Origin of the sequence: Mesorhizobium sp. NBSH29 (genome assembly GCF_015500055.1) — a bacterium.
Taxonomy (GTDB): domain Bacteria; phylum Pseudomonadota; class Alphaproteobacteria; order Rhizobiales; family Rhizobiaceae; genus Neomesorhizobium.
This window is the reverse complement of sequence record NZ_CP045492.1, coordinates 2,238,559-2,265,173: the sequence shown is the minus strand read 5'-3', so window position 1 is coordinate 2,265,173 and position 26,615 is coordinate 2,238,559. Positions and strand designations below refer to the sequence as shown.

At 58.3% G+C, this 26,615-nt stretch carries 25 protein-coding genes; 14 read left to right on the top strand and 11 right to left on the bottom strand.

What is annotated here, in order from left to right:
• Window positions 1–2: 2 nt before the first annotated feature.
• The 7 genes from GA830_RS11265 (at window position 3) to GA830_RS11235 (ending at window position 8,442) form a co-directional block, all read left to right on the top strand.
• A complete protein-coding gene (locus tag GA830_RS11265) occupies window positions 3–1,112 on the top strand; it encodes a pyridoxal phosphate-dependent aminotransferase (protein ID WP_195161956.1) in 1,110 nt (369 codons plus the stop codon).
• 268 nt (window positions 1,113–1,380) lie between these two features.
• On the top strand, window positions 1,381–1,986 hold the full coding sequence (locus GA830_RS11260) for a TetR/AcrR family transcriptional regulator (RefSeq protein WP_195161955.1): 606 nt from the start codon (window positions 1,381–1,383) through the stop codon (window positions 1,984–1,986).
• Between the two features lie 10 nt (window positions 1,987–1,996).
• Window positions 1,997–3,157: an isovaleryl-CoA dehydrogenase gene (locus GA830_RS11255; protein WP_195161954.1), complete on the top strand. Its 1,161-nt coding sequence runs from the start codon at window positions 1,997–1,999 to the stop codon at window positions 3,155–3,157.
• A gap of 177 nt (window positions 3,158–3,334) precedes the next feature.
• The gene (locus tag GA830_RS11250) at window positions 3,335–4,474 is read left to right on the top strand and encodes a Fic family protein (RefSeq protein WP_195161953.1); all 1,140 of its coding nucleotides are present in this window, start codon (window positions 3,335–3,337) and stop codon (window positions 4,472–4,474) included.
• Window positions 4,475–4,488: 14 nt separating this feature from the next.
• Window positions 4,489–6,096, top strand: a complete 1,608-nt coding sequence (locus GA830_RS11245) for a carboxyl transferase domain-containing protein (RefSeq protein WP_195161952.1) — start codon at window positions 4,489–4,491, stop codon at window positions 6,094–6,096.
• A 40-nt stretch (window positions 6,097–6,136) separates the two neighbouring features.
• The gene (locus GA830_RS11240; RefSeq protein WP_195161951.1) at window positions 6,137–6,439 is read left to right on the top strand and encodes a hypothetical protein; all 303 of its coding nucleotides are present in this window, start codon (window positions 6,137–6,139) and stop codon (window positions 6,437–6,439) included.
• 47 nt (window positions 6,440–6,486) lie between these two features.
• Window positions 6,487–8,442, top strand: a complete 1,956-nt coding sequence (locus GA830_RS11235; RefSeq protein ID WP_195161950.1) for an acetyl/propionyl/methylcrotonyl-CoA carboxylase subunit alpha — start codon at window positions 6,487–6,489, stop codon at window positions 8,440–8,442.
• A 62-nt stretch (window positions 8,443–8,504) separates the two neighbouring features.
• On the opposite strand, the gene GA830_RS11230 is transcribed toward GA830_RS11235, so the two are convergent.
• Together GA830_RS11230 and GA830_RS11225 are read right to left on the bottom strand one after the other, a co-directional pair.
• Window positions 8,505–9,584 carry an ABC transporter substrate-binding protein gene (locus GA830_RS11230; RefSeq protein WP_374939318.1) on the bottom strand — a complete coding sequence of 360 codons (1,080 nt, stop codon included), beginning with the start codon at window positions 9,582–9,584 and terminating at the stop codon, window positions 8,505–8,507.
• Window positions 9,585–9,913: 329 nt separating this feature from the next.
• Window positions 9,914–10,180: a sel1 repeat family protein gene (locus GA830_RS11225; protein ID WP_195161948.1), complete on the bottom strand. Its 267-nt coding sequence runs from the start codon at window positions 10,178–10,180 to the stop codon at window positions 9,914–9,916.
• Between the two features lie 436 nt (window positions 10,181–10,616).
• Here GA830_RS11225 and GA830_RS11220 point away from each other — a divergent pair, with 436 nt between their 5' ends.
• Window positions 10,617–10,961, top strand: coding sequence for a DUF2147 domain-containing protein (locus GA830_RS11220; RefSeq protein ID WP_195161947.1), 345 nt, complete (start codon window positions 10,617–10,619; stop codon window positions 10,959–10,961).
• Window positions 10,962–11,020: 59 nt separating this feature from the next.
• On the opposite strand, the gene GA830_RS11215 is transcribed toward GA830_RS11220, so the two are convergent.
• Window positions 11,021–11,722 carry a glutathione S-transferase N-terminal domain-containing protein gene (locus GA830_RS11215; protein WP_195161946.1) on the bottom strand — a complete coding sequence of 234 codons (702 nt, stop codon included), beginning with the start codon at window positions 11,720–11,722 and terminating at the stop codon, window positions 11,021–11,023.
• 59 nt (window positions 11,723–11,781) lie between these two features.
• The gene (locus tag GA830_RS11210; protein ID WP_195161945.1) at window positions 11,782–12,003 is read right to left on the bottom strand and encodes a hypothetical protein; all 222 of its coding nucleotides are present in this window, start codon (window positions 12,001–12,003) and stop codon (window positions 11,782–11,784) included.
• Window positions 12,004–12,032: 29 nt separating this feature from the next.
• Here GA830_RS11210 and GA830_RS11205 point away from each other — a divergent pair, with 29 nt between their 5' ends.
• Both GA830_RS11205 and GA830_RS11200 read left to right on the top strand, forming a co-directional pair.
• Entirely contained in the window at window positions 12,033–12,230 is a 198-nt protein-coding gene (locus tag GA830_RS11205; RefSeq protein ID WP_195161944.1) for a hypothetical protein, read from the top strand.
• 77 nt (window positions 12,231–12,307) lie between these two features.
• The gene (locus GA830_RS11200; protein ID WP_195161943.1) at window positions 12,308–13,810 is read left to right on the top strand and encodes an AMP nucleosidase; all 1,503 of its coding nucleotides are present in this window, start codon (window positions 12,308–12,310) and stop codon (window positions 13,808–13,810) included.
• Window positions 13,811–13,831: 21 nt separating this feature from the next.
• Here GA830_RS11200 and GA830_RS11195 read toward each other — a convergent pair whose 3' ends face one another.
• Complete coding sequence (locus tag GA830_RS11195) at window positions 13,832–14,455, bottom strand: DUF922 domain-containing Zn-dependent protease (protein WP_258045411.1); 624 nt, start codon at window positions 14,453–14,455, stop codon at window positions 13,832–13,834.
• A gap of 99 nt (window positions 14,456–14,554) precedes the next feature.
• Between GA830_RS11195 and GA830_RS11190 the strand changes: the two genes are divergently transcribed.
• Entirely contained in the window at window positions 14,555–15,574 is a 1,020-nt protein-coding gene (locus tag GA830_RS11190; protein ID WP_195161942.1) for an endonuclease/exonuclease/phosphatase family protein, read from the top strand.
• 3 nt (window positions 15,575–15,577) lie between these two features.
• Here the strand turns inward: GA830_RS11190 and GA830_RS11185 are convergent, their stop codons facing one another.
• Together GA830_RS11185 and GA830_RS11180 are read right to left on the bottom strand one after the other, a co-directional pair.
• Window positions 15,578–16,171, bottom strand: coding sequence for a DUF922 domain-containing protein (locus GA830_RS11185; RefSeq protein ID WP_258045410.1), 594 nt, complete (start codon window positions 16,169–16,171; stop codon window positions 15,578–15,580).
• A 110-nt stretch (window positions 16,172–16,281) separates the two neighbouring features.
• The gene (locus GA830_RS11180) at window positions 16,282–17,964 is read right to left on the bottom strand and encodes an electron transfer flavoprotein-ubiquinone oxidoreductase (protein ID WP_195161941.1); all 1,683 of its coding nucleotides are present in this window, start codon (window positions 17,962–17,964) and stop codon (window positions 16,282–16,284) included.
• A gap of 220 nt (window positions 17,965–18,184) precedes the next feature.
• Between GA830_RS11180 and GA830_RS11175 the strand changes: the two genes are divergently transcribed.
• Window positions 18,185–18,766 carry a hypothetical protein gene (locus tag GA830_RS11175; protein ID WP_374939263.1) on the top strand — a complete coding sequence of 194 codons (582 nt, stop codon included), beginning with the start codon at window positions 18,185–18,187 and terminating at the stop codon, window positions 18,764–18,766.
• Between the two features lie 45 nt (window positions 18,767–18,811).
• Window positions 18,812–19,666, top strand: coding sequence for a uracil-DNA glycosylase (locus GA830_RS11170; RefSeq protein ID WP_195161940.1), 855 nt, complete (start codon window positions 18,812–18,814; stop codon window positions 19,664–19,666).
• Between the two features lie 46 nt (window positions 19,667–19,712).
• Here GA830_RS11170 and GA830_RS11165 read toward each other — a convergent pair whose 3' ends face one another.
• On the bottom strand, window positions 19,713–20,111 hold the full coding sequence (locus GA830_RS11165) for a hypothetical protein (RefSeq protein WP_195161939.1): 399 nt from the start codon (window positions 20,109–20,111) through the stop codon (window positions 19,713–19,715).
• Between the two features lie 119 nt (window positions 20,112–20,230).
• On the opposite strand from GA830_RS11165, the gene GA830_RS11160 reads away from it, so the two are divergent.
• The gene (locus tag GA830_RS11160; protein ID WP_195161938.1) at window positions 20,231–21,058 is read left to right on the top strand and encodes a helix-turn-helix domain-containing protein; all 828 of its coding nucleotides are present in this window, start codon (window positions 20,231–20,233) and stop codon (window positions 21,056–21,058) included.
• A gap of 36 nt (window positions 21,059–21,094) precedes the next feature.
• Here GA830_RS11160 and GA830_RS11155 read toward each other — a convergent pair whose 3' ends face one another.
• The 3 genes from GA830_RS11155 to GA830_RS11145 form a co-directional block, all read right to left on the bottom strand.
• Window positions 21,095–22,978, bottom strand: a complete 1,884-nt coding sequence (locus GA830_RS11155; RefSeq protein ID WP_195161937.1) for an ABC transporter ATP-binding protein/permease — start codon at window positions 22,976–22,978, stop codon at window positions 21,095–21,097.
• Window positions 22,979–23,169: 191 nt separating this feature from the next.
• Window positions 23,170–24,144, bottom strand: a complete 975-nt coding sequence (locus GA830_RS11150) for a DMT family transporter (RefSeq protein ID WP_195161936.1) — start codon at window positions 24,142–24,144, stop codon at window positions 23,170–23,172.
• 42 nt (window positions 24,145–24,186) lie between these two features.
• Complete coding sequence (locus GA830_RS11145) at window positions 24,187–26,496, bottom strand: xanthine dehydrogenase family protein molybdopterin-binding subunit (protein ID WP_195161935.1); 2,310 nt, start codon at window positions 26,494–26,496, stop codon at window positions 24,187–24,189.
• Window positions 26,497–26,615 lie beyond the last annotated feature (119 nt).

Sequence of the window (26,615 nt, the reverse complement as noted above, 5' to 3'; positions counted from 1 at the left end):
CAATGCCCGCCTCACGACCTCCCCTCACCCAGACGGTTTCATCGCTCCCCGAATCGGTTCCGTTTGTTGGCCCCGAGCAGCAGCAGAGGGCCAGCGGCAAGGCATTTCGCGCACGTATCGGCGCCAATGAAAGCAGCTTTGGACCGGCGCCGGGTGTCATTGCAGCGATGCGCGATGCGGCACCCGACATGTGGATGTATTGCGACCCCGATAATTTTGCTCTCAGGGAAGCGCTTGCCACCCATCTTGGCACAGGAAGCGATCATGTGGTCGTGGGCGAAGGGATAGACGGGCTGCTGTCGGTGCTTGTGCACATGTATATTGGGCAGGACGATGCAGTTGTGACTTCGCTAGGCGCCTATCCGACCTTTAATTTTCACGTCGCCGCATTTGGCGGGCGGCTGGTGCCCGTGCCGTTCGAGAACGATCATGAAAATCTCGACGGTATGCTGGCAGCGGTCAAACGAGAGAATGCGCGGATCGTCTATCTTTCCAATCCGGACAATCCGATGGGAACCTGGTGGGAGCCGGGAGAAGTCCAGCGCTTCATCGAGGCACTACCGGAGACGACCCTGCTGATTCTCGACGAAGCCTATGGCGAGACGGCGCCCGCCGGAACGCTGCTGCCGCTCGACATTTCGCGGCCCAATGTGGTGCGCATGCGGACTTTTTCGAAAGCCTATGGGCTGGCCGGCATTCGCTGTGGCTATGCCATTGGCGAGGCCGGGCTAATCCGAGACGTCGAAAAGGTTCGTAACCATTATGGCGTGAACCGGATGGCGCAGGTGGCCGGCGAAGCCGCACTGGCCGACCAAACCTATCTCGCTGAAGTGGTCCGGAAGGTTGCCGCCGGCCGCGGGCGAATTGCGGCAATAGCTTCCGCAAACGGACTGATTGCTATTCCATCAGCGACCAATTTCGTGGCTATTGACTGCGGTCGCGGAGGTGGCTTTGCACTCAATGTGATGCAAAACCTGCTGGCACGCGGGGTTTTCATCCGCAAGCCAATGGTACCGGTGCTTGATCGCTGCATCCGGGTGAGTGTTGGACTTGACCATGAACTCGATATTTTCGAACAGGAACTGCCTGCCGCATTGATGGCTGCTGGCTAAGGGTCCAATGCCCCGTTTGGACCGACCAGCGGCCCGAGGTTAGCAGGCTTTCCTTCCGCTACTAACGGAAGCCGTCGCTCCCATAGGTTTTCGCGCGGCAGCCGGATACCGTTATCCAAGACGCCCAATTTACCGTCCGCCTCAGCGAAACGGGGTTCAACCAGACCCTTGGCGAAGCGATGGAAGAGGAAATGCGCAATTCGCCCACCTTGAATTAATTGAACGTTCGTTTTATTATTTGTCTTCGCGGTGAGGAGCGCGGGGCTGGATGGCACGAACGACCGGTTCAGATGGCGAGAAGACAGAGGCTGCGCTGCGCGAGGCGGCGGTCAATCTGATTGCACGCTTTGGCTATGAGGCGGTGACCATGCGCCAGCTGGCGCACGAAGTGGGCGTGCAGGCTGCCGCTCTCTACCGCTATTTTCCCACCAAGGAAGATCTGCTCTTTACGCTGCTCAAAGAGCATATGGATGCGTTGCAAAGCGCGTGGGCGAATGCGGAACCTGCAAATAGTACCCAAGACCCTAAATTGCGGCTGGGCCTGTTCGTGGAAAACCATATTCGTTTCCATGTCGCGCGCCGGGCGGCCACTCATGTGTCCAATATGGAGCTGCGCAGCCTTTCGCGCGATAGATTGAGCACGATCCTGCGGCTGCGTGGCGCTTACGAAAAAGAGCTGCGCGCCATTTTGCGCGATGGGGCTGAGCAAGGGCTTTTCGCGATCGAGGATGTGGCGCTGACAGCCATTGCGATCATCCAGATGATTACCGGCGTGATTGTCTGGTTCAGGCCCGATGAGCGCCTGTCCGTCGATCAGGTCACCAGAACATATCACACCATGACGATGCGCCTTGTGGGCGCACCGGAAAGCTAGGGAGAGCCTCATGTACACTCAATCCATGCATTTTGCGCTGGGTGAAGATATTGAAGCGCTGCGCGATATGGTGCGACGCTTTGCATCCGACAAGATTGCGCCGCTTGCGGCAGAGATCGACCAATCCAACGAGTTTCCCGCGCATCTCTGGCAGGAAATGGGGGCGCTTGGCCTGCTTGGCATGACGGCTGACCCTGAATTTGGTGGAACGGGCATGGGCTATGTCGCCCATGCTGTCGCGATGGAGGAGATTTCGCGCGCATCCGCATCTGTCGGCCTGTCCTATGGCGCGCATTCCAACCTTTGCGTGAACCAGATCAGCCGCTGGGGCACTGAAGCGCAAAAGCGCAAATATCTGCCCGGCCTTTGCAGCGGCGAACAGGTGGGCGCACTGGCCATGTCTGAGACGGGTGCCGGTTCCGATGTTGTTTCGATGCGGCTTCGAGCAGAAAAACAGGAGGGCCATTATGTTTTGAATGGCACCAAAATGTGGATCACAAACGGGCCGGATGCCGACACGCTGGTGGTCTATGCCAAGACAGACCCGGATGCGGGCTCGCGCGGCATAACCGCATTTCTGATTGAAAAGACGATGGCCGGATTTTCTGTTGCGCAAAAGCTCGACAAGCTGGGGATGCGCGGTTCCAACACCGGCGAGCTGGTGTTCGACAATGTGAAAGTGCCGTTTGACAATGTGCTGCACCAAGAAGGGCGCGGCGTGGAAGTGCTGATGTCAGGCCTTGATTATGAGCGCGTCGTGCTATCGGCTGGGCCGCTTGGCATTATGGCGGCATGTCTTGATATTGCAGTGCCTTATTGCCGCGAGCGCAAGCAGTTCGGGCAGGCTATTGGCGAATTTCAGCTGGTGCAGGGCAAACTTGCCGATATGTACACAGTGATGAATGCCGCGCGCGCCTATGTCTATGCGGTGGCGGCAGCTTGCGACCGCGGGCAGACCACCCGCAAGGATGCGGCTGCCTGCATTCTGTATGCCGCAGAAAAGGCAACACTGATGGCGCTTGATGCAATCCAGCTTCTGGGCGGCAATGGCTATATCAACGAATTTCCAGCCGGGCGTCTCCTTCGTGACGCAAAGCTCTACGAGATTGGCGCTGGCACCAGCGAGATAAGACGCTGGCTGATCGGCCGTGAAATCATGACGGAGGGGTGAGCGGCTTTTATCTCACAATGTTCTGAATCTGATCGACAACGACGCTTGTCTAAAAGGAATTACAATCAAAACCATTTGGTTATCGCAATCGCAAGAAAATGATACACAACTACGCTTGTGGCACATTGAGGGATGCCAAAATCCTTTAAGTTGCACCGATGGAAGAATTTGAAAACAATGAAACTTGGAACTCAAAATCTCGATCTGTCAGAAGCGGTTAACTACCATTATGGACAGTTTCCCCCGGCTTCATTTGATTATGCGGTTCTCATTGAACCGACCGCTAGCGCAGCAGCAGCACTGGCCCGCTATGATCAAATGCTCAAAGCGATGCACAACAGCGAAATTCTCCTCGCCCCACTCAGAAACCAAGAAGCTGTTGTTTCTTCGCGGATGGAGGGAACTGTGAGCACGCTTGATGAGGTGTTGCGCTATGAGGCTGATCAGGAAGAAGCTCAAAGCAACGAATTAGCTAATTATCGCTCAGAAGCTAAAGAAGTTGCCCTTTATGGCACGGCACTGAGACGCGCGCAGAAAAGCGTCAAGGAAGGCCATCCAATTTCGAGCGTGTTACTTCGCGGTGCTCACAGCGTATTGCTGGGATTTGGGCACGGCGCACACAACGCGCCAGGCGAGTTCAAGACGGAACAGAACTATCTGGTGGACCGAGCCAAGAGGAAGGTTCGATTTATACCGATAAGCCCGGAACAATTAGCGCCTAGTATGGACGCTCTCTTCGACTACATTCACCAAGATACGTCGCAAGTTTTGATCCGGACCGCCGTCGCACATCTCGAATTCGAAGCACTTCATCCGTTCAAGGATGGAAACGGCCGAGTAGGCCGAATGCTCATCACCTTGTGTCTATGGCGATACGGCATTGTTGCGGAGCCACACTTCTACATAAGTAGTTTTTTTGAGGACAACAGGGATGAATATATCGACCGAATGCGTGACGTTTCGCGCTCCGGCGATTGGACGCCCTGGGTTTTGTTTTTCCTGAAGGCCTTGGAAACTCAAGCCAAGGAAAATTTAGAGAAAGCTGAGCAGATCAGACAGCTTTACGAAAAGATGAAAGATGATTTTCGTAAGATCCTGTCATCGCAGTGGAGCACCTCAGCACTGGATTTCCTGTTCGAGCGCCCCGTTTTCCGGAACAATGTTTTCACCACAAAATCCGGAATACCTAGCCCCACCGCCCACAGGTTTTCGCGAATACTCATAGAGCAAGGTATTTTACGCACCCTTGTAGAGCCGGCTGGCCGGCGCGCCGGCTTGTATTCCTTTGAACCACTTCTCGAACTTGTTCGCTCCTAAGGATTGAGTTTCCCATGCCTTTGATTCAATCACTAATTTCGCCCCATTCCGAAGCGTTTCGCGCCAATGCCGATGCGATGCACGAGCAGGTTGCGGAGATTGCCGAAAAGGCAGCAGAGGTGGAGCTTGGCGGTTCGGAAGAGGCGCGTCAGCGCCATGTGTCTCGTGGCAAGCTTTTGCCGCGCGAGCGGCTTTCGCAATTGCTGGATGTGGGTTCGCCCTTTCTGGAGATCGGCCAGTTTGCAGCGCATGGCATGTATGGCGAGGACATTGCGTCCGCCGGCATGATTGCCGGAATTGGCCGGATCGAGGGGCGCGAGGTGATGGTGGTCGTCAATGATGCCACGGTGAAGGGCGGCACCTATTATCCATTGACGGTGAAGAAGCATTTGCGGGCGCAAGAGATTGCCGCGCAGAACAATCTGCCTTGCATTTATCTGGTCGATTCCGGTGGGGCGAACCTGCCCAATCAGGATGAGGTTTTTCCTGACCGCGACCATTTTGGCCGTATCTTTTTCAATCAGGCCAATATGTCGGCAGCGGGTATTCCGCAAATTGCCTGCGTGATGGGTTCATGCACGGCGGGCGGCGCCTATGTGCCGGCGATGGCGGATGAATCCATCATGGTACGCAATCAGGCGACGATCTTTCTGGGTGGCCCGCCATTGGTGAAAGCTGCCACTGGCGAGGAAGTGACTGCCGAGGAACTGGGTGGCGCAGAGGTGCATACCCGCCAGTCCGGCGTGGCTGACCATTATGCGATGGATGATGCCCACGCGCTGGCAATCACAAGGCGCATCGTCAGAAACCTGAATCGCAAGAAGGTGTTGGAGCTGGAGGTTCGCAAACCTGTTCCACCACGGTTTGCGCCAGAGGAGATCTATGGTGTGATCCCGGCTGATGCGCGCCAGCCTTATGATGTGCGCGAGATCATCGCGCGTATTGTCGATGGTTCCGAGTTCGACGAGTTCAAGCAGAATTACGGCACAACGCTGGTAGCGGGCTTTGCGCATCTGCATGGAATGCCGGTTGGCATTATCGCCAATAATGGCGTTCTGTTTTCAGAAAGCGCGCTTAAGGGGGCGCATTTCATTGAGCTTTGCTGCCAGCGCAAAATTCCACTGATCTTCTTGCAGAATATTACCGGCTTCATGGTGGGCAAAAAGTATGAGGCCGGCGGCATTGCGCGCGATGGCGCAAAGCTGGTGACGGCGGTTGCCACGGCCCGCGTTCCCAAGGTGACAATGATTATTGGCGGTTCGTTCGGCGCTGGAAATTACGGCATGTGCGGACGCGCTTATTCGCCCCGCTTTTTGTGGATGTGGCCCAATGCGCGCATTTCCGTGATGGGCGGCGAACAGGCAGCGACCGTTCTGGCTATGGTCAAGCGCGAAGGCATTGAGCGCAAGGGCGGCGAATGGTCGGCGGAAGAGGAGCAGAAATTCCGCAAGCCTATTCTGATGAAGTATGAGCATGAGGGACACCCACTCTATTCATCGGCGCGACTTTGGGATGATGGCATTATCGACCCCGCACGCTCACGCGAGGTTCTTGCGCTTTCCTTGAGTGCGGCGCTCAATGCCGAGATCGAAGATACCAAGTTTGGTGTGTTCCGCATGTGATGCTCCTGACTTCCCGATCAATCCGATGAAGGAAATGACGATGTTCCGTACCGCGCTTCTTGCCTTCGCATTTACCCTGCCCGCCGCTGCCATGGCCGAGGAATTGCCTTTCCTGGGCACTTGGGATTGCGAGGTGGCAACCTTCACCTTCACACCGAGCATCTACAATAATGGCTCCGAAGACATGCCTATCGAGGAAATCCAGGAAGGCAGTGACGGGTCTTACACGCTGCTGTTTGCGGATGATTATTTCATCACGCTTTCGGGTTTCACCGAGACGGAGATGGGTTGGTACTCGGAAGCAAGCGGCGACAATTTCGCCTGCACCCGCATATCAGACTGACGCAATGACGACCGCGCCCCGGCACGGTTGATGAGGACGGCTCAAAGATGTTCACGAAGATCCTGATTGCCAATCGCGGTGAAATTGCTGTCCGTGTCATGCGGACGGCGCGCCGCATGGGGATTTCCACGGTTGCCGTCTATTCAGACGCGGATGCTGGCGCGCTGCATGTGCGCGAGGCCGATGAGGCGGTGCATATTGGTGCAGCACCGGTGGGCGAGAGCTATCTGGTTGCCGACAGGATCATTGAAGCGGCGCTGGAGACCGGCGCGGAGGCGGTTCATCCGGGCTATGGGTTCCTTTCGGAAAACCCAGGCTTTGTTGACCAGGTGGAGGCAGCCGGGCTTGTGTTCATCGGCCCGTCTTCGGCATCCATTCGCGCCATGGGCTTGAAGGATGCAGCCAAGCGGCTGATGGAAAAGGCCGGCGTGCCCGTTGTCCCCGGCTATCATGGCGAAGACCAGGGGCTGGTTCTTCTGGCTGGAAAAGCCAAGGAAATTGGCTATCCCGTGCTTATCAAGGCGCGCGCCGGCGGCGGTGGCAAGGGCATGCGCCGTGTTGAAGACCCGGAGAAGTTTGCCGAAGAACTGGCCAGCGCCAAGCGCGAGGCGAAGGCCGCCTTTGGCGATGATGCAGTGCTGATCGAAAAATATGTAGACAAGCCGCGCCATATCGAAGTGCAGGTGTTTGGCGACAATCATGGCAATGCCGTGCATTTGTATGAGCGCGATTGTTCGGCTCAACGGCGCCATCAAAAGGTGATCGAGGAGGCGCCCGCGCCGGGCATGACACCCAAAATGCGCGCAGCGATGACACTGGCTGCGGTGAAGGCTGCCAAAGCCATCAATTATTCGGGTGCTGGAACGATCGAGTTCATCGTCGATGCCTCTGCCGGGCTTGTGGCAGACCGCTTCTGGTTCATGGAGATGAACACGCGCCTTCAGGTTGAGCACCCGGTGACCGAGATGGTGACAGGGGTGGATCTTGTTGAATGGCAATTGCGGGTGGCGGCAGGTGAGCCCCTGCCCCTGACACAGGAAGAGATTTCACTTACCGGCCACGCTTTTGAGGCACGCATTTATGCGGAGGATGCGGCGCGCGGCTTCCTGCCAGCGACAGGCACATTGCATCATCTGGAATTCCCTGCGCAAAGCCCTGCACTGCGGGTTGAAACCGGCGTGGCGACTGGGGACGCCATTTCGCCCTTCTACGACCCGATGATTGCCAAGCTTGTGGTGCATGGGGTGGACCGGACTTCAGCACTTGATGCGTTTGATGAAGCGTTGGATGCAACGCGGATTGCCGGATCGGTTACCAATATTGCCTTTCTGGCCGCACTGGCGCGCGACCCTGCATTCAGGACCGGCGATGTCGACACCGGCATGATTGCGCGGCGGCAGGAAGCATTGGTGGAGACACCGGAACCAGATCCGCGAACAATTGCGCTTGCCGCATTGGTGGCATCTGGCGCAAAAGCCCGAGCGCGTGACGGTAATGACCCCTGGGACAGCGTTGCGGCATATGCGCATTACAACGCATTGATCCGGCAGGTGGTTGTCTCGTTTGGCGATGTTCAATCTGGTGCGCGCGTGAAGGGCCGTGCGGATGGCCGCTTTGATGTGACGCTAGAGGCGACCAACCGCTCCTTTACGCTGCACGCGGATGATGGCGCGGTCGTTCGGTGGCCGGGCCATGTTACGGTTTTCGGCCACGGCCACGCGTTCACTTTTGAAGCAAATGATCCGCTTGATGCGGCAAGAGAGGCTGATGTGTCTGCGCATGGCATGCGCGCGCCCATGCCGGGCCTTGTAAAAATCGTGCGGGTTGCTGCGGGCGATGCCGTGGTGAAGGGACAGCCCCTTCTCGTTCTGGAAGCCATGAAGATGGAGCACACGATCGCTGCGGCGCAGGATGGCGTGGTGGAAGAAATTGTGAGCGAGGGCGCGCAAGTGAGCGATGGCATGGTTCTGGTGCGCTTTGCCGAGGCTGATTTGCCCGCTTGATGCTAAAAGGCCGGAGCTGTTTCCAGCCCCGGCCCCTATAGGTTCAGCAGTGATGAAGGATTTTACTGCGCAATTGGCGCGTATTTGCCGTCATGCCACTGGTTGATGTCGTAGGAGGCGTTTTTCAGATCGCCCTTTTCGTCGAAGATGACATCGCCGACAACGGTGCTGATAGCTGTGCCATTTTTCAGCGCTTCGGCAACCTTCATCGGATCATCGGTACCGGCGCGCTTCACGCCTTCGGCGATTGCCTGGATCGTCGCATACGAGAACAAGGTGAAGCCTTCCGGTATGAAACCGCCACCACTGATTGCTTCGACGGCAGCCTTGGCTTCTGGTTTTGCCTGCGGGTCAGAAGGGAACACGAACATAGTGCCCTCGCCGCCCGGGCCGGAAACCTGCCAGTATTCCGGTGACGCGATGGAATCCGGCATGATGAGCTGGAACTTGTAGTTCATGTCGGCAGCCTGACGCATCATCAGGCCCGCTTCAGGGTGATAGCCGCCGAAATAGACGACCTCAGCATTGAGGCTCTTCAGCTTGGTCAGAAGCGCACCAAAATCTTTGTCGCCGGCATTGAGGCCTTCGTAGAGAAGCTCATTCAGGCCGCCTTCGTTCATCGTGGCCTTTACGGCATCGGCAACGCCCTGTCCGTAGGCGCTCTTGTCGTGAAGGATGACAATGTTCTTTCCTGCGTATTTCTTGGCAATCCATGGGCCGATAAAAGCGCCCTGCGCATCGTCACGCGTGTAAAGACGCATGATCGTCGACCAGCCTTTCTTGGCGGCATCGTCTGTCAGCTGCGGGTTCGAAGAAGCCGGTGTCATCATCAGAACACCAGCTTCGGCATAAGTCGCCGAGGCTGGAATGCTCGAACCGGAGCAGGCGTGACCATCAACGAACTTGATGCCCGCAGCCACTATGCGGTTGGCAACCGAAACGGCCTGCTTGGGATCGCAAGCGTCATCCTCAATGACAATCTTGATCTGGCGGCCATCGACACCGCCGGCTGCGTTGATCGCAGCTGCGGCGGCTTCGGCACCATGTTTGAACTGGTCACCGATATTGGCCAGCTGACCGGTCATCGGTCCCGCAACCGCAATAGTAATGTCCTCGGCCGCATGGGCCGGTATCGCAAACATAAGGCCGGCTAGTGCCGTGCCTAGCAAAAGTTTCCTGTTCATTGTCGTCTCCTCACCGCGTCGACCTTCGACGCCGAAAGGCATTCTGATATCGTGGTCCTGCCCGAAACACCACCTTCCAGATTGCTGAACCGGGAGGTCCAGCACGGCAAAAGCCGCGCCGGTTGTTTCCACCGGTCACGGCCCTTGCGTCACGTGCGCGCTTTTGCCCGCCCTTGAATGGTAGCCCCTGTCGTTGTGCGTGACTTGCCCGCCTCCGGTGCTGTCACGTCTCTTCTTGAGACCCGCCATCTGCGTGGCTTGGGCCTAAAAGTATTTGTACGCGCTGGCTAGTGCGTGGTCATCCATTCGCGGGCGTCGCGCAGTGCCTTGGCGATGTCGGTCTTGGACATCGACTGCGATAGCTCCGAGCGCAGCTCTGCGGCGCGGTTGGAACCTTTGATCGCTGCGATGTTGAACCATTTGTGTGCGGCAATCGAGTCGACACCGCAGTCGCGGCCTGTCGCATACATCATGCCGAGTTCGAAAAGAATGTCGGCCTGAGCCGTGCTGCCCATGTCGCCGAAGCCGGCTTCAAGCATTTCAAAACGTGCCATTTTCCAGTCCCCTGTCTTGTGCCCCGAGAGCCCGCATTTAGGTGCCGCGGTTCTCTTGTTTCGATGCTTTTGACAATGCCGGACAGCCTTGAATCCGTCGTTAAATTGCTTGCTTAACTGGAAGCAAACAAAGTTCAAACAAGAGGTAAATCTCGGATTTTGTTAAGGATAGAGAAGCCGGCACAGCACGGTTTTGAATAAAGTTCGTCGAAAATTTGCGGCTTCCCGCGCAACTGTTTGATAACCACAACTCAAGCTACCAACCATCAAGCATCTGTTAAGACTGCTGTTTTCGCACCGAACACGCATGAAAAAAATGTTCGCGACGTGACGCAGCGGCATGCTTTTGTTTTGCCGCACGCTGGACTAGCTTACGTTTGCGTAAAGGACAAAGCTGTCGGCTGGTTCGGCGGCATATCAATGGGGAGGAGACCCGATGTTGCGAATTGCAAGCCTAGCCGCTGTGGCCACAATGATGATGGCCGGCGCGGCCTATGCCGATCCTATCGAGGGAAACTGGAAGACACAGACCGGTGCCACCGCCGCGATTGTAGGGTGCGGCGGTAGCTATTGCATTACCCTCAGAAGCGGCCCGCATAACGGCAAGAAGATCGGAACGATGAAACCGGCAGGCGGCGGAAAATACGCCGGCAAAATCACCGATCCGGCCAATGACAAGACCTATTCCGGCAAGGCGACACTTTCAGGCAGTTCGCTTTCCATGAGCGGATGTGTTCTGGGCGGTCTGATCTGCAAGAGCCAGAACTGGTCGAAGCTGTAAGGGTTTGCCGGGCGCCACGTGGTCACAAAGTTGAGCCACGAGGCGCCCGGCGCATGCGCTCAGCGCGCTTTTTGACCAAACAGAACCTTTTGCGCTTCCTGGTCGTCGGCAATGTTGCGGCGGTGCTCTTGGCCGAGCTCCACACCGCGCTGGACGGCGGGGCGCGCCATCAGGGTGTCGAACCAGCGCTTGAGATGCGGAAAACTCTCAATCTCCTGACCCTGATTCTTATAGGGCTTGATCCAGCCAACCGAGGCCATGTCGGCGATCGAATATTCGCCTGCAATGAATTCGCGATCGGCCAACCGCTTGTTCAGCACGCCATAAAGGCGGTTGCATTCATTAGTGTAGCGGTCGATGCCATACTTGATTTTCTCTGGCGCATATTGGCGGAAGTGATGCGCCTGGCCGGCCATCGGGCCCAACCCACCGATCTGCCAAAACAACCATTGCTCCACTTCGACACGGGCGCGCTCGTCCGTCGGGTAGAACTTGCCGAACTTGCGACCGAGATATTGCAGAATCGCGCCAGACTCAAAGACTGAGATCGGTTCGCCGCCCGGGCCCTCTGGGTCCATGATCGCCGGCATCCGGTTGTTGGGGGCAATGTTCAGGAAATCCGGTTCGAACTGCTCGCCCTTGCCGATGTTAACGTATTTCACCTCATAGGGCGCGCCCAGCTCCTCCAGCATAATGGAGATTTTCCAGCCATTGGGTGTCGGCCAGTAATAGAGTTCGATTGGCGCGGTCTGGTTGGCCATGAGGCATTTCTCCATCAGTTTTTGGGAATTGACGACCTTGCATGGATGCCGGCGCGCCGTCACGTCAATCTTTTTGAATGCAGGATGAACGGCGATCTCAGAACCTGTTCAGCGCCGGGCAGGCATTGTCCCCCCATCGCATCGAGGGGACTGAACCAATGCTCGCACGCCGCTTCACCATCGTCTGCCTTTTGACCACGTTGTTTGGGATGGGTTTGGCCATGGTGGTTGGCGACAGTGATCGGGCCAGTCGCTCCAGCGGCTTCGACGCCGTTTTCCATTCCAATCTTCGTTAGGACCCATAACCGCCATGAACCGCTTTATCGCCCCGCTTCTCAACATTCTGCGCCATCTGCCGCGCGCGATGGCGATCCTGCTGGTTTTGTGGAGCCCGCTCTATGCCATGCAGAGCGTTCGCTCGGCCGACAATGTGTCAACAATCGAAGCGCCTACACCCAAGAAGAGCGGCATGGGGTTTGTGCTTCTGGTGAGCCTGCAGCGCGGATAGATTGTTTATCGACCTGGCTGCCCGCAAAATGGGCAAGGCCCCCTCCCGTCTGGCGATGCATGTCTCTATAACGGGTCATGGAAAAGCGAATCTATCCCAATGCCATCGAATCCGTTGCCCGACCGGAGCCATTTCCCCGTCAGGATTTTAATGACGCCACGAAAGCAGTGGCTGCGCTAAGAGAGCTGTACGAGCGCAACACCAGTTTTCTTCGCCAGTCCTTTGAAAAACTTTCTGAGGGCGGCCCCAACAACCAGCGTTTTCGCGCGTTTTACCCAGAAGTCAGCGCCACAACAAACTCCTACGGCCAGATCGATACGCGATTGGCCTATGGCCACATGCCAGCGCCTGGCCACTATGCCACCACGATCACCCGACCCGACCTGTTCGATAGCTACCTGACCGAGCAATTGCGTCTGATCATCCGCAATCACGGCGTGCCGATCACGATTGGCGAATCCGAGACGCCGATCCCGCTGCATTTTGCTTTCCTGGAGGGAACCCATGTCGATGCCTCAGCGGCTGACCGCATCAAACGGCCGTTGCGTGATATTTTCGACGTGCCCGACCTAAACGCCACCGATGATCACATCGCCAATGGCACGTTTGAGCCTATTCCCGGCGTACCGCTTCCGCTGGCACCGTTTACCGCGCAGCGGATCGACTATTCGCTGCACCGGCTGTCGCATTACACTGCCACCAGTCCACAGCATTTCCAGAACTTTGTGCTGTTTACCAACTACCAGTTCTATATCGACGAATTTTGCGTCTACGCGCGTGACCTGATGGCAGAGGGCGGTCGCGGCTATTCAGCCTTCGTGGAACCCGGCAATGTTGTCACGATGGCCGGTGAAAACGCGCCCCATGACGGCGCCTCGCCGATCCGTATGCCGCAGATGCCAGCCTACCATCTGGTAAAACCCGGCCATGGCGGCATCACCATGATCAATATCGGCGTCGGCCCCTCCAACGCCAAGACGATCACCGATCATGTGGCCGTCCTGCGCCCGCATGCCTGGCTTATGCTTGGCCACTGCGCCGGACTGCGTAACACGCAGGCGCTGGGCGATTATGTACTAGCGCATGCTTATGTGCGCGAAGACCATGTGCTGGACGATGATCTGCCGGTGTGGGTACCGGTGCCGCCGCTCGCCGAGGTACAGGTAGCGCTGCAGGAGGCAGTGGCTGAAGTGACCGGCCTTTCGGGCTATGACCTGAAGCGCATCATGCGCACGGGTACGGTGGCCACCATCGACAATCGAAACTGGGAACTGCGCGAACAACGCGGTCCGGTCCAGCGACTTTCCCAGAGTCGGGCGATTGCGCTTGATATGGAATCGGCGACGATTGCTGCGAACGGATTTCGCTTCCGCGTGCCTTACGGCACTTTGCTATGCGTTTCCGACAAGCCGCTGCATGGAGAATTGAAGCTGCCCGGCATGGCGACCGACTTCTACAAGCGGCAGGTGGCACAGCATCTTTCCATCGGCATCCGCGCGGTGGAGAAGCTTGCCGAAATGCCGCCTGAAAGGCTGCATTCGCGCAAACTGCGCAGTTTTTCGGAGACCGCGTTCCAGTAGAAGACGGTCACCCGGTTCGGGTCAGGGTTCCTTGACCAGGCCGATGATCAACTGATGGATGTTTCCGCCATCAGCCATCTCAACCGCGTCGAAGTCGCGTCCCTGCTGGCGCTGGCGGTCGGAGGCAGCCTTGAGCGGCACTTGGAGCTGCTGGCGGATCTTCTTGCAGTCGCGATCGTTCTCGACGGTCACCCCGACGGTCGTCGCCTCGATGGTGCGCACCAGCTCCTTGATATGCTCGCCATGCACCTTTTCATGAGCGCGGATACCCTCGATGAAGGTAGACCAGCGTTGTGCGGTTTCGCCGGTCAGTTTCGCAGACGGCTTGGGCAACGTGTAGGTGATGGTGAGGAAAGGCTTTGCGGCGACTAGCGTGCAGGCGTTGCCCTGTGGCTGATAGTTGCGCGACCATTTCAGCACGAAAGTGGTATGGGCTACGGTGCGGGTGCCTATCGCGAGTTGGGGTCCGTTCTCGCCGATCGACTGGTAAAGCGACAAGCCATCCGATCCCGAAATGGCGTACGGCTTTTCAACCTCACTGGCCTTCCACTCCGCCGCAAATAGCGGAACCGGAGAGAGCGTCAGGACTGCAGATAGAAAAATTCCGTTGCTGCCGCGCATATGTCTGCCTTCTCGTTCGCTCATCTCGCATGCCCTATCATGGATAGTGCCTCTGAGAACGGACTGAAAACGGACAAAATCGCTGTATTATGTCCGGCCTCCAATCTGTGACACAAAGGCTTCATGATCTTGCGCACCCTGCTTCCACTGGCAACATTTGTGCTCGCCGCACTGCTCTCGCTCTCCTTTCTGGGACGCGTTCATCCGGCCTTCGATTCCATCGCTCATTTTCGCGGGCACCTAGCTGTGCTGCTTGCGGTTGGTGCGGCACTGCTTCTGGCCTCCGGCTTGTGGAAAGAAGGCGCTCTGGGCGTGGTATTTGCACTGGCAGCGCTGTGGAGCGTTTCGGCATCATATTCCTTCTCCGGGATAGCGTCTGTCCATGCCGCAGTTCCCCAAGCGGATGCGCCGGTCTACCGGTTGCTGCAGATGAACCTTCGGTTTGACAATCAATCCCCGGAAAATGTCCTCTCGCTGATTGCACGGACGCGGCCGGACGTCATCACGCTGAACGAGGTATCGGCGCAATGGAAGCCGGCACTCGACAGGATCGAGGCCGCTTACCCGCACCGCATATTTTGCGCCGGACGCAGTCATGTCGGAGGTGTTGCTTTGCTGTCGCGGCGGCCTTTTTCGGACACGTCGCCGGCGCGTTGTTTTGCGCGCGGATCACTGGCAATTGCCGCAGTCGATTTCGGCGGGGAGACTGTCGATGTCGCAGCACTCCACCTCGGCTGGCCGTGGCCGCGACGCCAGGCTGCCCAAATCGATGCGATTTCTGGAATTCTCGCCACGCTTGGTGATGCAGCGATCCTGGCAGGCGATTTCAACGCCACCGGCTGGAGTACTGCAACACGGCGGGTAGCTGAGGCAGGAGGCCTGACACCAACGGACGGCATTGGCGCAACATGGTTGCACCGAAAGCTCCCTAAAAGTCTGCGGCGGTGGGTTGGCCTGCCCATCGACCAAGTCATGGGTAAAGGACGCCTTACGGTTCAATCAGCGAAAGTAGAGACCGATGCGGGATCGGACCATCTGCCTATTCTGGTGACATTCACAATTTCGCCTCGGCCTACAGAACCGGATGAGGCAGCACCCGCTATCACGGTCGACCTCGGCCCGACCGATGGACAGGCGAGCTGAAAACTATTTCTTCAGCGCCAGAACCAGGCTTTCAACATTGCCGTGGGAGGAATGCTCCTTCTTGTCGAACAGGACCTGACGTTTTTCATATTCAGCGTAGATGGTAGCAACCTTCTTCTTCACCAGGGCCTGGGATTGCCGACATCCCGGGTCATGCGCCATCCGGGTTGCGGAGACGACCCGGTCGGCAGCAGTCACCATCTGGCGGGCAATACGGCCATGGGTTTCTTCATGGCGGGTAACACCCTTGATGAAGCCCGTCCAGCGGCGTTGCATGTCGGGCGCCAGGCGGTCCTTCAGCTGCGGAAATGTATAGGTGATCGAAAGCAGTGCGTCGGCCTTTTTGACGCGGCACTGCTTGCCGTTTTGTGCCCATACAATGTTCCAACCGACCGTGTAGCGGGTCTGAGCAATCGCACGCGTCAAAAACCCGTGCTTGGGCCCACTTCGGTCCATTGCGTCAAGCAGGGTTGCGCCGCTTTTTCCGCTGATCTCGTAGCTCGCCTGCTTGATCGTCACCTTCACACCCGCATTGGCCGGCGCCTGGAACGCACACAGCGCGGCTGTCGTCATCGCGGTCAGGGTGATGAAGCGCATACTTTGGACCTCCGCTAATCCCTGCACAGCGTGAAGCCTGTGCGCGGCGTTATTATGGCAAGCGACGCAGGGGCGGTCCAGATGCATTTTCCGGTTGTACTCCGAAAAGTTTACATGTTTGGGTAGACGGGACCCTCTCCACCCTGCGGCGGTACCCAATTGATATTCTGGTTCGGGTCCTTGATGTCACAGGTTTTGCAGTGGACACAGTTCTGCGCGTTGATGACGTAACGCGCATCGTCGTGCCCCGGCTCGGAGGCGATGGAGTTGCCATCGGCATCGACCCATTCATAGACTGCAGCCGGGCAGTATCGGGCTGAGGGACCGGCGAAGACGCTGTATTCGGAGCGCTTCTGCAAGTCCATGTCCTTGACCTGTAGGTGGACCGGCTGGTCCTCCTCGTGGTTGGTATTCGACAGAAATACAGATGACAGGCGGTCGAAGGTAAGGACGCCGTCGGGCCTGGGATAAACGATCTTCTGGTGTTTTTCGGCAGGCTCGGTGGACGCATAGTCGGGTTTGCCGTGGCCCATCGTACCGAACAGTGAAAAGCCAAAAAGCGTGTTGGTCCACATGTCGAACCCGCCCAGGCTGACGCCCAGCACTGTGCCGAATCGCGACCAGAGCGGTTTGGCGTTGCGTACCTTTTTCAGGTCTTTTCCGATGTCGCTGTCGCGCCAGCCGGCCTCGTAGCCGCTCAGTTCGTCATGCGAGCGGCCTTCCGCGATGGCGGCGGCGGCGTGTTCGGCGGCTTGCATGCCCGACAGCACCGCATTGTGCGAGCCCTTGATGCGGGGAACGTTGACCATGCCGGCCGCACAACCCAGCAGCGCGCCGCCCGGGAAAACGAGCTTCGGCATTGACTGGTAGCCACCCTCGGTGATCGCACGCGCACCGTAGGACAGCCGTTTTGCACCCTCAAATGTACCGCGAATGGAGGGGTGCGTTTTGAAGCGCTGGAACTCCTCAAAGGGCGCGAGATAAGGGTTCTTGTAGTTCAGATGCACGACAAAGCCGACAGCGACCTGATTGTCTTCCAGATGATAGAGGAACGAGCCACCGCCCGTCTGCATGTCCAGCGGCCAGCCGAAGGAGTGCTGGACGAGGCCGGGCTTGTGATGCTCCGGCTTGACCTGCCAGAGTTCCTTCAGGCCGAGGCCGAACTTGGGCGGCTCGCGGCCTTCGGCGAGGCCGAAATTGGCGATGAGCTGCTTGGCGAGCGAGCCGCGCGCGCCCTCGCCGATCAGCACATATTTACCGAGCAGCGCCATGCCAGGTGCAAAGCCGGGACCATGAGAGCCATCACGCTCGACACCCATGTCGCCGGTGATGACGCCGGTGACTGCGCCCTTTTCATCGTGGGTCAGGCTGACGGCGGCAAAGCCCGGATAGATCTCGACGCCAAGCGCCTCGGCTTTTGTGGCAAGCCAGCGGCAGACGTTGCCCAGCGAGACAATATAATTGCCATGATTGTTCATCAGCGGCGGCATCATGAAATTGGGCAGGCGAAAGCCCTTTTTCTCGGTCAGGAACAGGAAGTGGTCGTCTGTCACCTCGGTCTTGAAAGGATGGTCGGCGTCATCTCTCCAGTCGGGCAGAAGCCTGTTGATACCGGATGGGTCGACAACAGCGCCGGAGAGGATGTGGGCGCCGACTTCGGCAGCCTTTTCGAGCACTACGACCGAAAGTTCGGAATTGATCTGCTTCAATCGGATCGCGGCGGCCAGACCTGCGGGTCCCGCGCCGACGATCACCACGTCGAATTCCATGCTTTCGCGTTCGATCTCGCTCATATATGTCACTCCCGTTGTCGCGGCCGGATCGCTCCACCCTCATCGCTCATACCCCATCCTGTGGTCGTGTGGAACAACTCAGGGTGCGGCGAAACGTTCGATGTCAGCACGAACGGCAGTGGCTGGCAGGAGATATCGCATTCATGTTGGCGAGGATGAGATTTAACGTCATAATCTCGTCATGCAGCACTTCCGGTGGGGTCGACTGTGGCATGCATGCGTGCTCGGCTCACTTTTTGTAGGAGCCTCCGCCGCAGAGCAATCTTTTGCTCAGACCGCCGACCAAGCACCGAATATTGCCGGCGCTTATTCGTTCTCGGACGAACTCGGAGGTTTTGTCATTACCGATGCGCGGGGCGTCGGGAGCAGGCGCGATCCGGTTGTCATCACCCAGGAATTGCAGACTGCCAGCCCGGTCACGCTGACCATTCGCGCCGTGACCCCTGCGCTCCCATCCCGCGATTTTGATCCTGCTGATGGCATTCTCTATCTTCGGCTCGAAGTCCTCAACAATAGCGGGCAGGCCTGGATTGAGGTCGAATTTGAACTTCAAGAGCGATACAAAATCGCCAGCGAGTTCGGTGACGGCCTATCGTTTGATCAACGCACAACGGAAAGCCACGCCGTCTCGTCCGACAGCTTTGCCCGCTACGACCGCAATTTCGAGCCGTATGACAGGCTCTTGTTCAAGGAAGGCAAGGTTGACCCCCTCAACACGGCCTCGTTTTCGTTCCTGATCACCGACTTTACGCCAAGGCCAACATTTTATCTGGTCCTTGATCCCCGCATCCCGTCATCGTGAACCTTGCGTTCGCGTGGTCAATCTGCGAACCCGTTGGGCATCAAAATGACCGTGACACGAGACCCACCTCCCAGCCTTAGAGACCTGCTCGGCTTTTATGCCGATGCCGGGGTCGACGAGCCATTGGAAGATCTGCCTGTCGACCGGTTTGCGCAAAGTGCCGCAGCCAAGGCCAAACTGGCGTTGCCGGCACAGGCCCGCGCACCGGAAGCCCGTGCGAGCAGCCGACAAATGGCTGGTGAAAACAACGCTGGATCGGTCCTCCAGTCGCAAGCCGCTGCTATCCCGGACGGTGCGCAGGTCGCGCTGGCGAGAGAGGCGGCGCAGAGTGCCAATTCTCTCGACGCGCTGAAAAACGTCATGGCCGCGTTTGAGGGCTGTAATCTGAAACTGACAGCCAAGAATTTGGTGTTTGCCGATGGCAATCCGGACGCCGACCTGATGCTGGTGGGCGAGGCGCCTGGGCGCGACGAGGATCTCGAAGGCCTGCCGTTTGTGGGGCGCTCCGGGCTATTGCTTGACCGCATCCTGGCCGCCATTGGCCGCGACCGCACCAGCGCCTATATCGCCAATGTCATCCCGTGGCGACCGCCTGGCAACCGCGACCCGTCGCCAATGGAGACCGAGATTTGCCGGCCGTTTATCGAACGCCAAATCGAGCTGGCAGCGCCGAAAATTCTGGTCGCGCTTGGCAATCCTTCGACCAGGCTTTTGCTGCAGACCCAGGCGGGGATCATGCGCATGCGTGGAAACTGGGGTGTGCATCGCACGCCATCGGGGCTCGAAATTCCCACGATGCCAACGTTACATCCGGCATATCTGCTTCGCAATCCGGCGCACAAGAAGCTTTCCTGGAGGGATTTTCTGGACGTGAAAATGAAGCTCAAAGACCTCGGATGATACCCGACGCCGTTCCTGAGGAACGTGCGCGTCGGGACCGTCACGCCTAGACAGCGACGCTGGGTGCCTGGCGCAATGCAAAGGTTTGGAGGATCGCGAAGGCGGCGACTGCGAGCGCCTGTGCAGCCACGAACAGATTACCCCACAGGTTTGGAATGACCGCGCCGCTGGCAAGCAGGCCGAAGCTCGTCGCGACCCACAGTCCGTTGACGGCGATGATGTCGATGAGCAACAGCCGCGAGACGGCATGGAGGCGCGCCAGCGCGACGAGCAAGGCGACGAAGGGCGCCAACACCAAGCCAGCCCAGAACAACAGAGCTGCCGGCAGATTGAGGAACAGGCTCAGATAGCTGGAGCCGGCTATCATCAGGAGAGCAGCCGCTCCACTGACTATAGCGTCGAGAGCAAGGGTTTTGCGCATGAAAGGGGTGACGATGAGAGACATTTTTAGCTCCTTATGCTTGCCGTTTCGGCACTGGAATGCGCAGAAGATGACAAGGCAAACGCTTGCTGGCGATTACGCGGCAGGTAATAGGATCATCCTGATTAATGGCGTAGCGTGAGATGATGCATAGCAGAGCCTCCCGAAGCCCGATTGGTACCTTGCTCCGCGACTGGCGCGCCAAGCGCCGGCTGAGCCAACTCGACCTTGCCAGTGAAGCGGAGATTTCCCAGCGCCATCTGAGCTTCGTTGAAAGCGGGCGGGCCCGGCCTTCGCGCGATATGGTGCTGCGGCTGGCCGAGATGCTAAACGTGCCACTGCGCGAGCGCAACCGGATGCTCCATGCTGCCGGCTTCGCGCCGGTCTTCGGTGAACGGCCGCTGGATGATCCCGCGCTCCTCCCTGCCATGGAGGCGGTCCGGGCAGTGCTCAAGGGCCATGAGCCGTTCCCCTCGCTTGCCGTCGACCGCCACTGGAACGTGATTGCGACCAATGGTGCTTTGGCGCCGTTCTTTGCGCTGGTAGCGGAGCCAGCGCTGCTGCAACCATCGGCCAATGTCTATCGTCTGGCCCTTCACCCGGGCGGGCTGGCGCCGCACATCGTCAACTTTGCCGAATGGCGTAGCCATCTGCTGCACCGGCTGCGGGCGCAAAATGATTCAGTGGCAGACCCTGTATTGATCGCGCTCGAACAGGAGATCACCGCCTATCCGGCGCCTGCGACCAGTCGGTCTGGACCAACCTCAGCAAGTCACTCGACAATCGCAGTGCCGCTGAAGCTGAAGCTCGGCGGTGAAGTGCTTTCATTCCTCTCCACCGTCACTGTCTTCGGCACACCGCTAGACGTAACTCTGGCCGAGCTTGCCGTGGAAAGCCTGTTTCCGGCAGACGACCGCACGGGCGAATTGTTGAGGATCATAGCCGCCCAGCGGGGCGAACCGGATAGCTGACAGACGCCGGGTGCTGCAGTCTGGAGCGCCAAACCTTTATCTCAGCAGCCTGCCCCTAATACCGACGAGGCCGGTTGGTGCGGAGGGACGCAGCGCTGCCGCATCGGGCGCAGGGTTGGCAGCGATAGGCCGCTTGGTGGCGATGGCGTCTTCGACAAGCACGATGCTGTCGTAAAAGCTTTTCCCGGTGATGCTGCGCGGTGGCTCGGCTTCGTGCATCACGCTGATGACCGTCATCTCGGGGCAATGGTCGCGTAAAGCCTGATGGAATGCGATCTTTGCGTCAGGGTCCAGCGCCGCGGTCGCCTCGTCGAGAAAGAGGATGCCGGGCTGCTGCAACAGGATGCGGGCAAGCACCAGTTTCTGCTTCTGGCCTCCGGAAAGCACGAGGTCCCAGGGCGTCCCCGCGCGCGTCTCCTCTCCCAGCCCGCCTACAAATTCGCCGAGGCCGGCGTGCTCGAGCGCGGCGCTAACGGCGGCATCGGTGTAGTCCTCGCCCGAATGCGGCAGGCATACGAGCCGTTTGAGCGCAATGTGCTGCAATTTCACATCCTGCGCTGCGTAGTAGCTGCGGATACCTTCGGGAAACGCGATATCGCCTTCGCCATAGGGCCAAAGCCCGTTGAGAGCCTTGATCATCGAGGTTTTTCCCGAACCGGATTCACCCTTGATCAGTGTCCACTCACCGCGCCGGAAGCGCAGATTGGACGCCGTGACGAACGGCTTCGCATCGTCACCGTGATGCATCAGTGACATTTGGCGCACCGTCAGGCCGAAGACTGGATGCTGAGTGCCATGGCGAAACGCGTTGCGGCCTGTAAGACGGTAGAAATGCTGCGGTGTCTGGACGTTTTCAATGGCATTGGCGAGATCGGTAATGCGACGCGCATTGGCCTTCAGCGTGGCAATCGAGGGCATCACGTGAATGAACCAGGAGCATTGGCCGATCAGCGAATTGACGAGTTCGGCGCCGGTGACATAGCCCTTGAGGTCGATCTTCTGGTTGACATAGGGTAGCAGACCCGGCCCGTAGGCTACGATGCGAGCCGCAATAAAATTGTAGATCAGCTCAAACGACATATAGCCGGCATGGACCCAATTGAGCTTTGTCCAGGTGCGGTCGATATCGACATACAGCCGTTTGTGTATCTCCTGTTGCACGCCCTCTCCTCCGGCGGCGGCAACGTGGAAGCTGCGGCGCAGGAACGTGGTTAGCTCGGCGCGGTAGCTGCCTTCGGCTTTTTGCATGGTGATGGAGAGACGTTCCATCAGGCCGCCAAGCTTTACTGCAATGTAGGTATTGACCGGCACATAGATGGCGACAACGGTCAGCGCCAGGATGACGCTGCCATAGACGCCAAGGAATTCCAGCCCCTGGACCGCAGTTGAGGTTTCAAGCAGCTTCTGGCCGACGAAGAACAGCGATGTGGTGACGCCAATCACACCCATCGCAAGGCCGATGGCGCCGCCGGTCATGCCCTTGATGGATTCCTGCACGCGCTGATCGACATTGTCCGGCGGCGCCTCGACGTTTTCACCGGCAACGCCATGCTGAAGGTGAAGATGAGTGTGATTGCCGTCCAGCAGCGCCCGGTTGAAGCGCAGGTCGAGCCAGCCGCGCCATTTGCGGTGGAGCGTGGTGGAGAAGAGATGGCGGATGCCGATGAAGGCGATATCCTTGAACACAACCAGCGCCACCAGCACTCCAGCCGCATAGAGTAAAGCAGCGAGCGGATCTTCAAAGCTGCCTGAATGGAGCGTGGCAATTGCGCTGACCAGTTCGCCAGAAGCTTCTGCGATCCAGACGCCTGCTTTGGAGGAAAGTGCTGTGAGAAAAGCGATCATCGCGGTGAGCGCCCAAGCTTCCTTCCAGCTTTCTGAAACCCAATAGGCTCGCATCAAAGGCCAGAAGCTGCGCATGGACGAAACCGGTGTCGCCTGCGGATCAGGAGACCTGCCCCGCCACCATCGGTATCTCAGGAATGGTAGAGGCCGGGGGGCCTTTACCCGAATCACCAAATTTCCCACCCCGCGTTTTTTATTATTACGGAGCGTAACACGACTTGATCGGTTTCAAATCGTTTTGTTTGCCGGATATTGTCGGTGGCGGATCAGCCTTGCGGTGGCACCAGCTTGCGGGCAGCACCCCGCGCCAGGCCCAGTTGGCGCTCGCGCCAGATTATAAAAATGCCGGCCATGACAACGATAGTGCCACCAATCAGCATATGGACGGTCGGCTGATCACCGAAGATCAGGTAGCCGACCCCTATGCCCAGCAGCATTGAGGTGTACTCGAAAGGTGCCACTGTCGATGCTTCTGCGTGGCGATACGCCTCGGTCATGAAAATCTGCGCGATGCCGCCGCAGATACCTGCGGCTATGAGAAACGCGGCCTGCTCTATGCTCAGTGCCTGCCAACCGAACGGCAACGTCAAAAGCCCGGCGGCACTTGCGGTCAGCGAAAACCAGAACACGATAGTGGCGCTCTTTTCGGTGCGCACAAGATTGCGCACCAGCAGCATGGCGATGGCCGAAACCCCCGCCCCGGCCAATGCAGCCATCACACCGGCCACCTCCGCGTTGCTCAAGCCCGTGGCACTGCCGGCAAGCGTCATTTTCGGCCACGATATGATCGCCACGCCGATCAGGCCGACGATGACCGCACCCCAGCGAAAAAAGCGGATTTTCTCGCCCAGGAAAAGGGCACTGAATACCACTACAAGCAACGGCTGCGCATAATTGAGTGTGATCGCCTCGGGCAGCGGCAGGCGCGTTAGCGCGAAAAAGCTGAGCATCATCGCGGTGACGCCGACCACGCCGCGCAGGATGTGATTGATCGGTTTCTTGGTCGAAAGCGCAGTAGAAAGTTCGCCGCGAAAACCCAGAAAGACGAGGATTGGCAGAACAGCAAAGAGAGAGCGGAAAAAAACAATCTGCCCAGCTGGAAGCTGGCCGCTTGCCTTGATGAAAGACGACATAGCGACAAAGATCGCCACCGAAAATATTTTGAGCAGGATGCCTTTCAGCGGCGATGTTGGAGCGCCGGCATAGTGCTGACCGGCCAGCTTTTCGGGTTGTTTTTGCATGACTGCCTGCTACCGACCGGCACTGCCAGCGGGCTTGCGACCTTATGTTTTGCTGCCGGCTGCCCGGATTGCGTTCCAGATACGGTCGGGTGTTGCCGGCATTTCGATGTGACTGATCCCGTAGGCGCGGTGGAGAGCGTCGGTGACAGCGTTGATCGCTGCCGGCGCGGCACCAATGGTACCTGCTTCGCCCGCGCCCTTGATGCCCAACGCATTAGTGGTCGAGGGCACGTTGCGGGTTTCAAAATGGAAGAACGGCGCAAGGTCGGCCCGCGGCATGCCGTAATCCATAAAGCTTGCGGTGATCAGTTGGCCATCGTCGGAGTAGACGGTGTCTTCAGTCAACGCCTGCCCCAGACCCTGCACCACTCCGCCGTGGATTTGACCGGCCAGCAGCACCGGGTTCACCGTGGCACCGAAATCATCGACGATCGTGTAGGCGACGATCTCGGTATGGCCGGTATCCGGGTCGATTTCGACTTCGCAGATGTGAGTACCGTTTGGATAGGTGGCCTCCTCCTGAACGAACTCGCCAAAGCCGCTGATGTCTTCCGGCTTTTTTGCCGCGCGTGCAATGTCGGCAAATCCCAGCGACCTGTCGGTGCCGACGATACGGGCATTGCCGTCCACCAGTTCTATATCAGCGGTTGCGGCTTCCAACTCGTCGGCGGCGATTTTTTTGATCTTTTCGGCCAGATCATCGCCGGCTCGGGCAGCAGATACACCACCTAGCGGAATGGAACGCGAACCACCGGTGCCGCCGCCCTTGGCGAGGCGATCCGTGTCGCCCTGGTGCATGATGACTTTTGCTACGTCCATCTGCAGCTTTTCGGCGACTAACTGCGCATAGGCTGTTGCATGACCCTGACCGTTGGACTGGGTGCCGATCAGAAGGGTCACAGTTCCATCTGCGTTCAGCTCGACATGAGCAGGCTCTGAGCCGGCGAACGCGCAGGCCTCGATGTAGGTTGCCATACCGATGCCACGGATTTTTCCAGCAGCCTTTGATTTCTCCAGCCGCGCTTCGAACGAGGTCCAGCTGGCGCGCTCCATCGCCGTTGTCATGTGGCCGTCGAACTCGCCGACATCATAAAGGCGCCCGGTCTGGGTGCGGTAGGGAAAGTTTTCCGGCTTGATAAAGTTACGACGACGAATTTCATCGACCGGCAAGTTCATGTCGCGGGCGCAGGCATCTACCAGCTTTTCCAGCAGGAATGCGGCTTCCGGTCGACCGGCACCGCGATACGCATCAACGGGGCATGTGTTGGTGTAGACGCCCGCGATTTCGACATCGAGCGCCTGGATGTCATAGACGCCGGTCGACATTGTGGCGCCGACAAACGGGATGAAGGGGCCATATTGCGAGATATAGGCGCCGAGATTTGCGACCAGATGGACACGCAGGCCGAGGAAACGTCCGTCATTGTCCATCGCCATTTCGGCTGTGACAACATTATCGCGCCCCTGCGCGTCGGTGAGAAAGTGCTCGGTGCGGTCGCCTGTCCACTTGACCGGCACGCCAAGCCGCTTGGAGGCCTCCAGAACCAGCGCATATTCGCGGTAGACGAAAGATTTAGGACCAAAACCGCCGCCAACATCGGGAGTAAAGACGCGCAGCTGCTTTGGCTCTATTGAGAACACTTTGCTCAGGATTGTTTGCATCGAATGCACGCCCTGCGAGCCGGTGGTGAGCACAAAGCGATCTTCGTCGGCGCGCCATTCGCCCAATGCGGCGCGCGCTTCCATGTAATTGCAGACGAGGCGATTGTTGGTGAATTCGATCTTAGTGACATGGCTGGCTTGGGCGAAGGCTTTTTCGGCCCCGGCGCGCTCGCCAAGCTGGTAGGTGAAAGCACGGTTGGTGCCGAGGTCGGCCCAAACGAGCGGCGCATCAGCGTCGAGCGCCTGCGCGGTGGCGGCAACCGCGTCCTCACTATCGTAATCAACTTCGATCAAATCAGCGGCGTCCTGCGCCAGTGCCCGGCTGTCAGCCACAACGAAGGCGACGGCATCGCCGACATGGTTCACGCGATCCTTGCACAGGATCGGAATGTCGCGGGTCGGGGCGCGGGTGCCGTCCGGCTGTTTTTGCATGGCTCCGGATCGCAGGTCGCCCAGATGCGCGAGATCTGCGCCAGTCAGCACCAGATGAACGCCGGGCGCCGCGCGTGCTGCATCGACGGAAATGCTGGTAATCTTCGCCTTGGCAACGGGTGCGCGCAGCACATATCCATGCAGCGTACCAGCAGGGGAGAAGTCATCCGTGTACCGGCCCTTGCCAGTAATGAAGTTCGCGTCTTCCAGACGCAGGACGGAAGCGCCCATCCCGAATTTCGGCGTTGCGACGTTCATGACTGCTCCGGGGCTGCTTTGGGGATCAGGCTTAGAGATAGGCCGGTTTTCAGTTTTGTCGAGGACTGCTGCATCTGTAAAGGCCGGATTGCCGTTTTTGTTGTGCCAACCGGCAATGG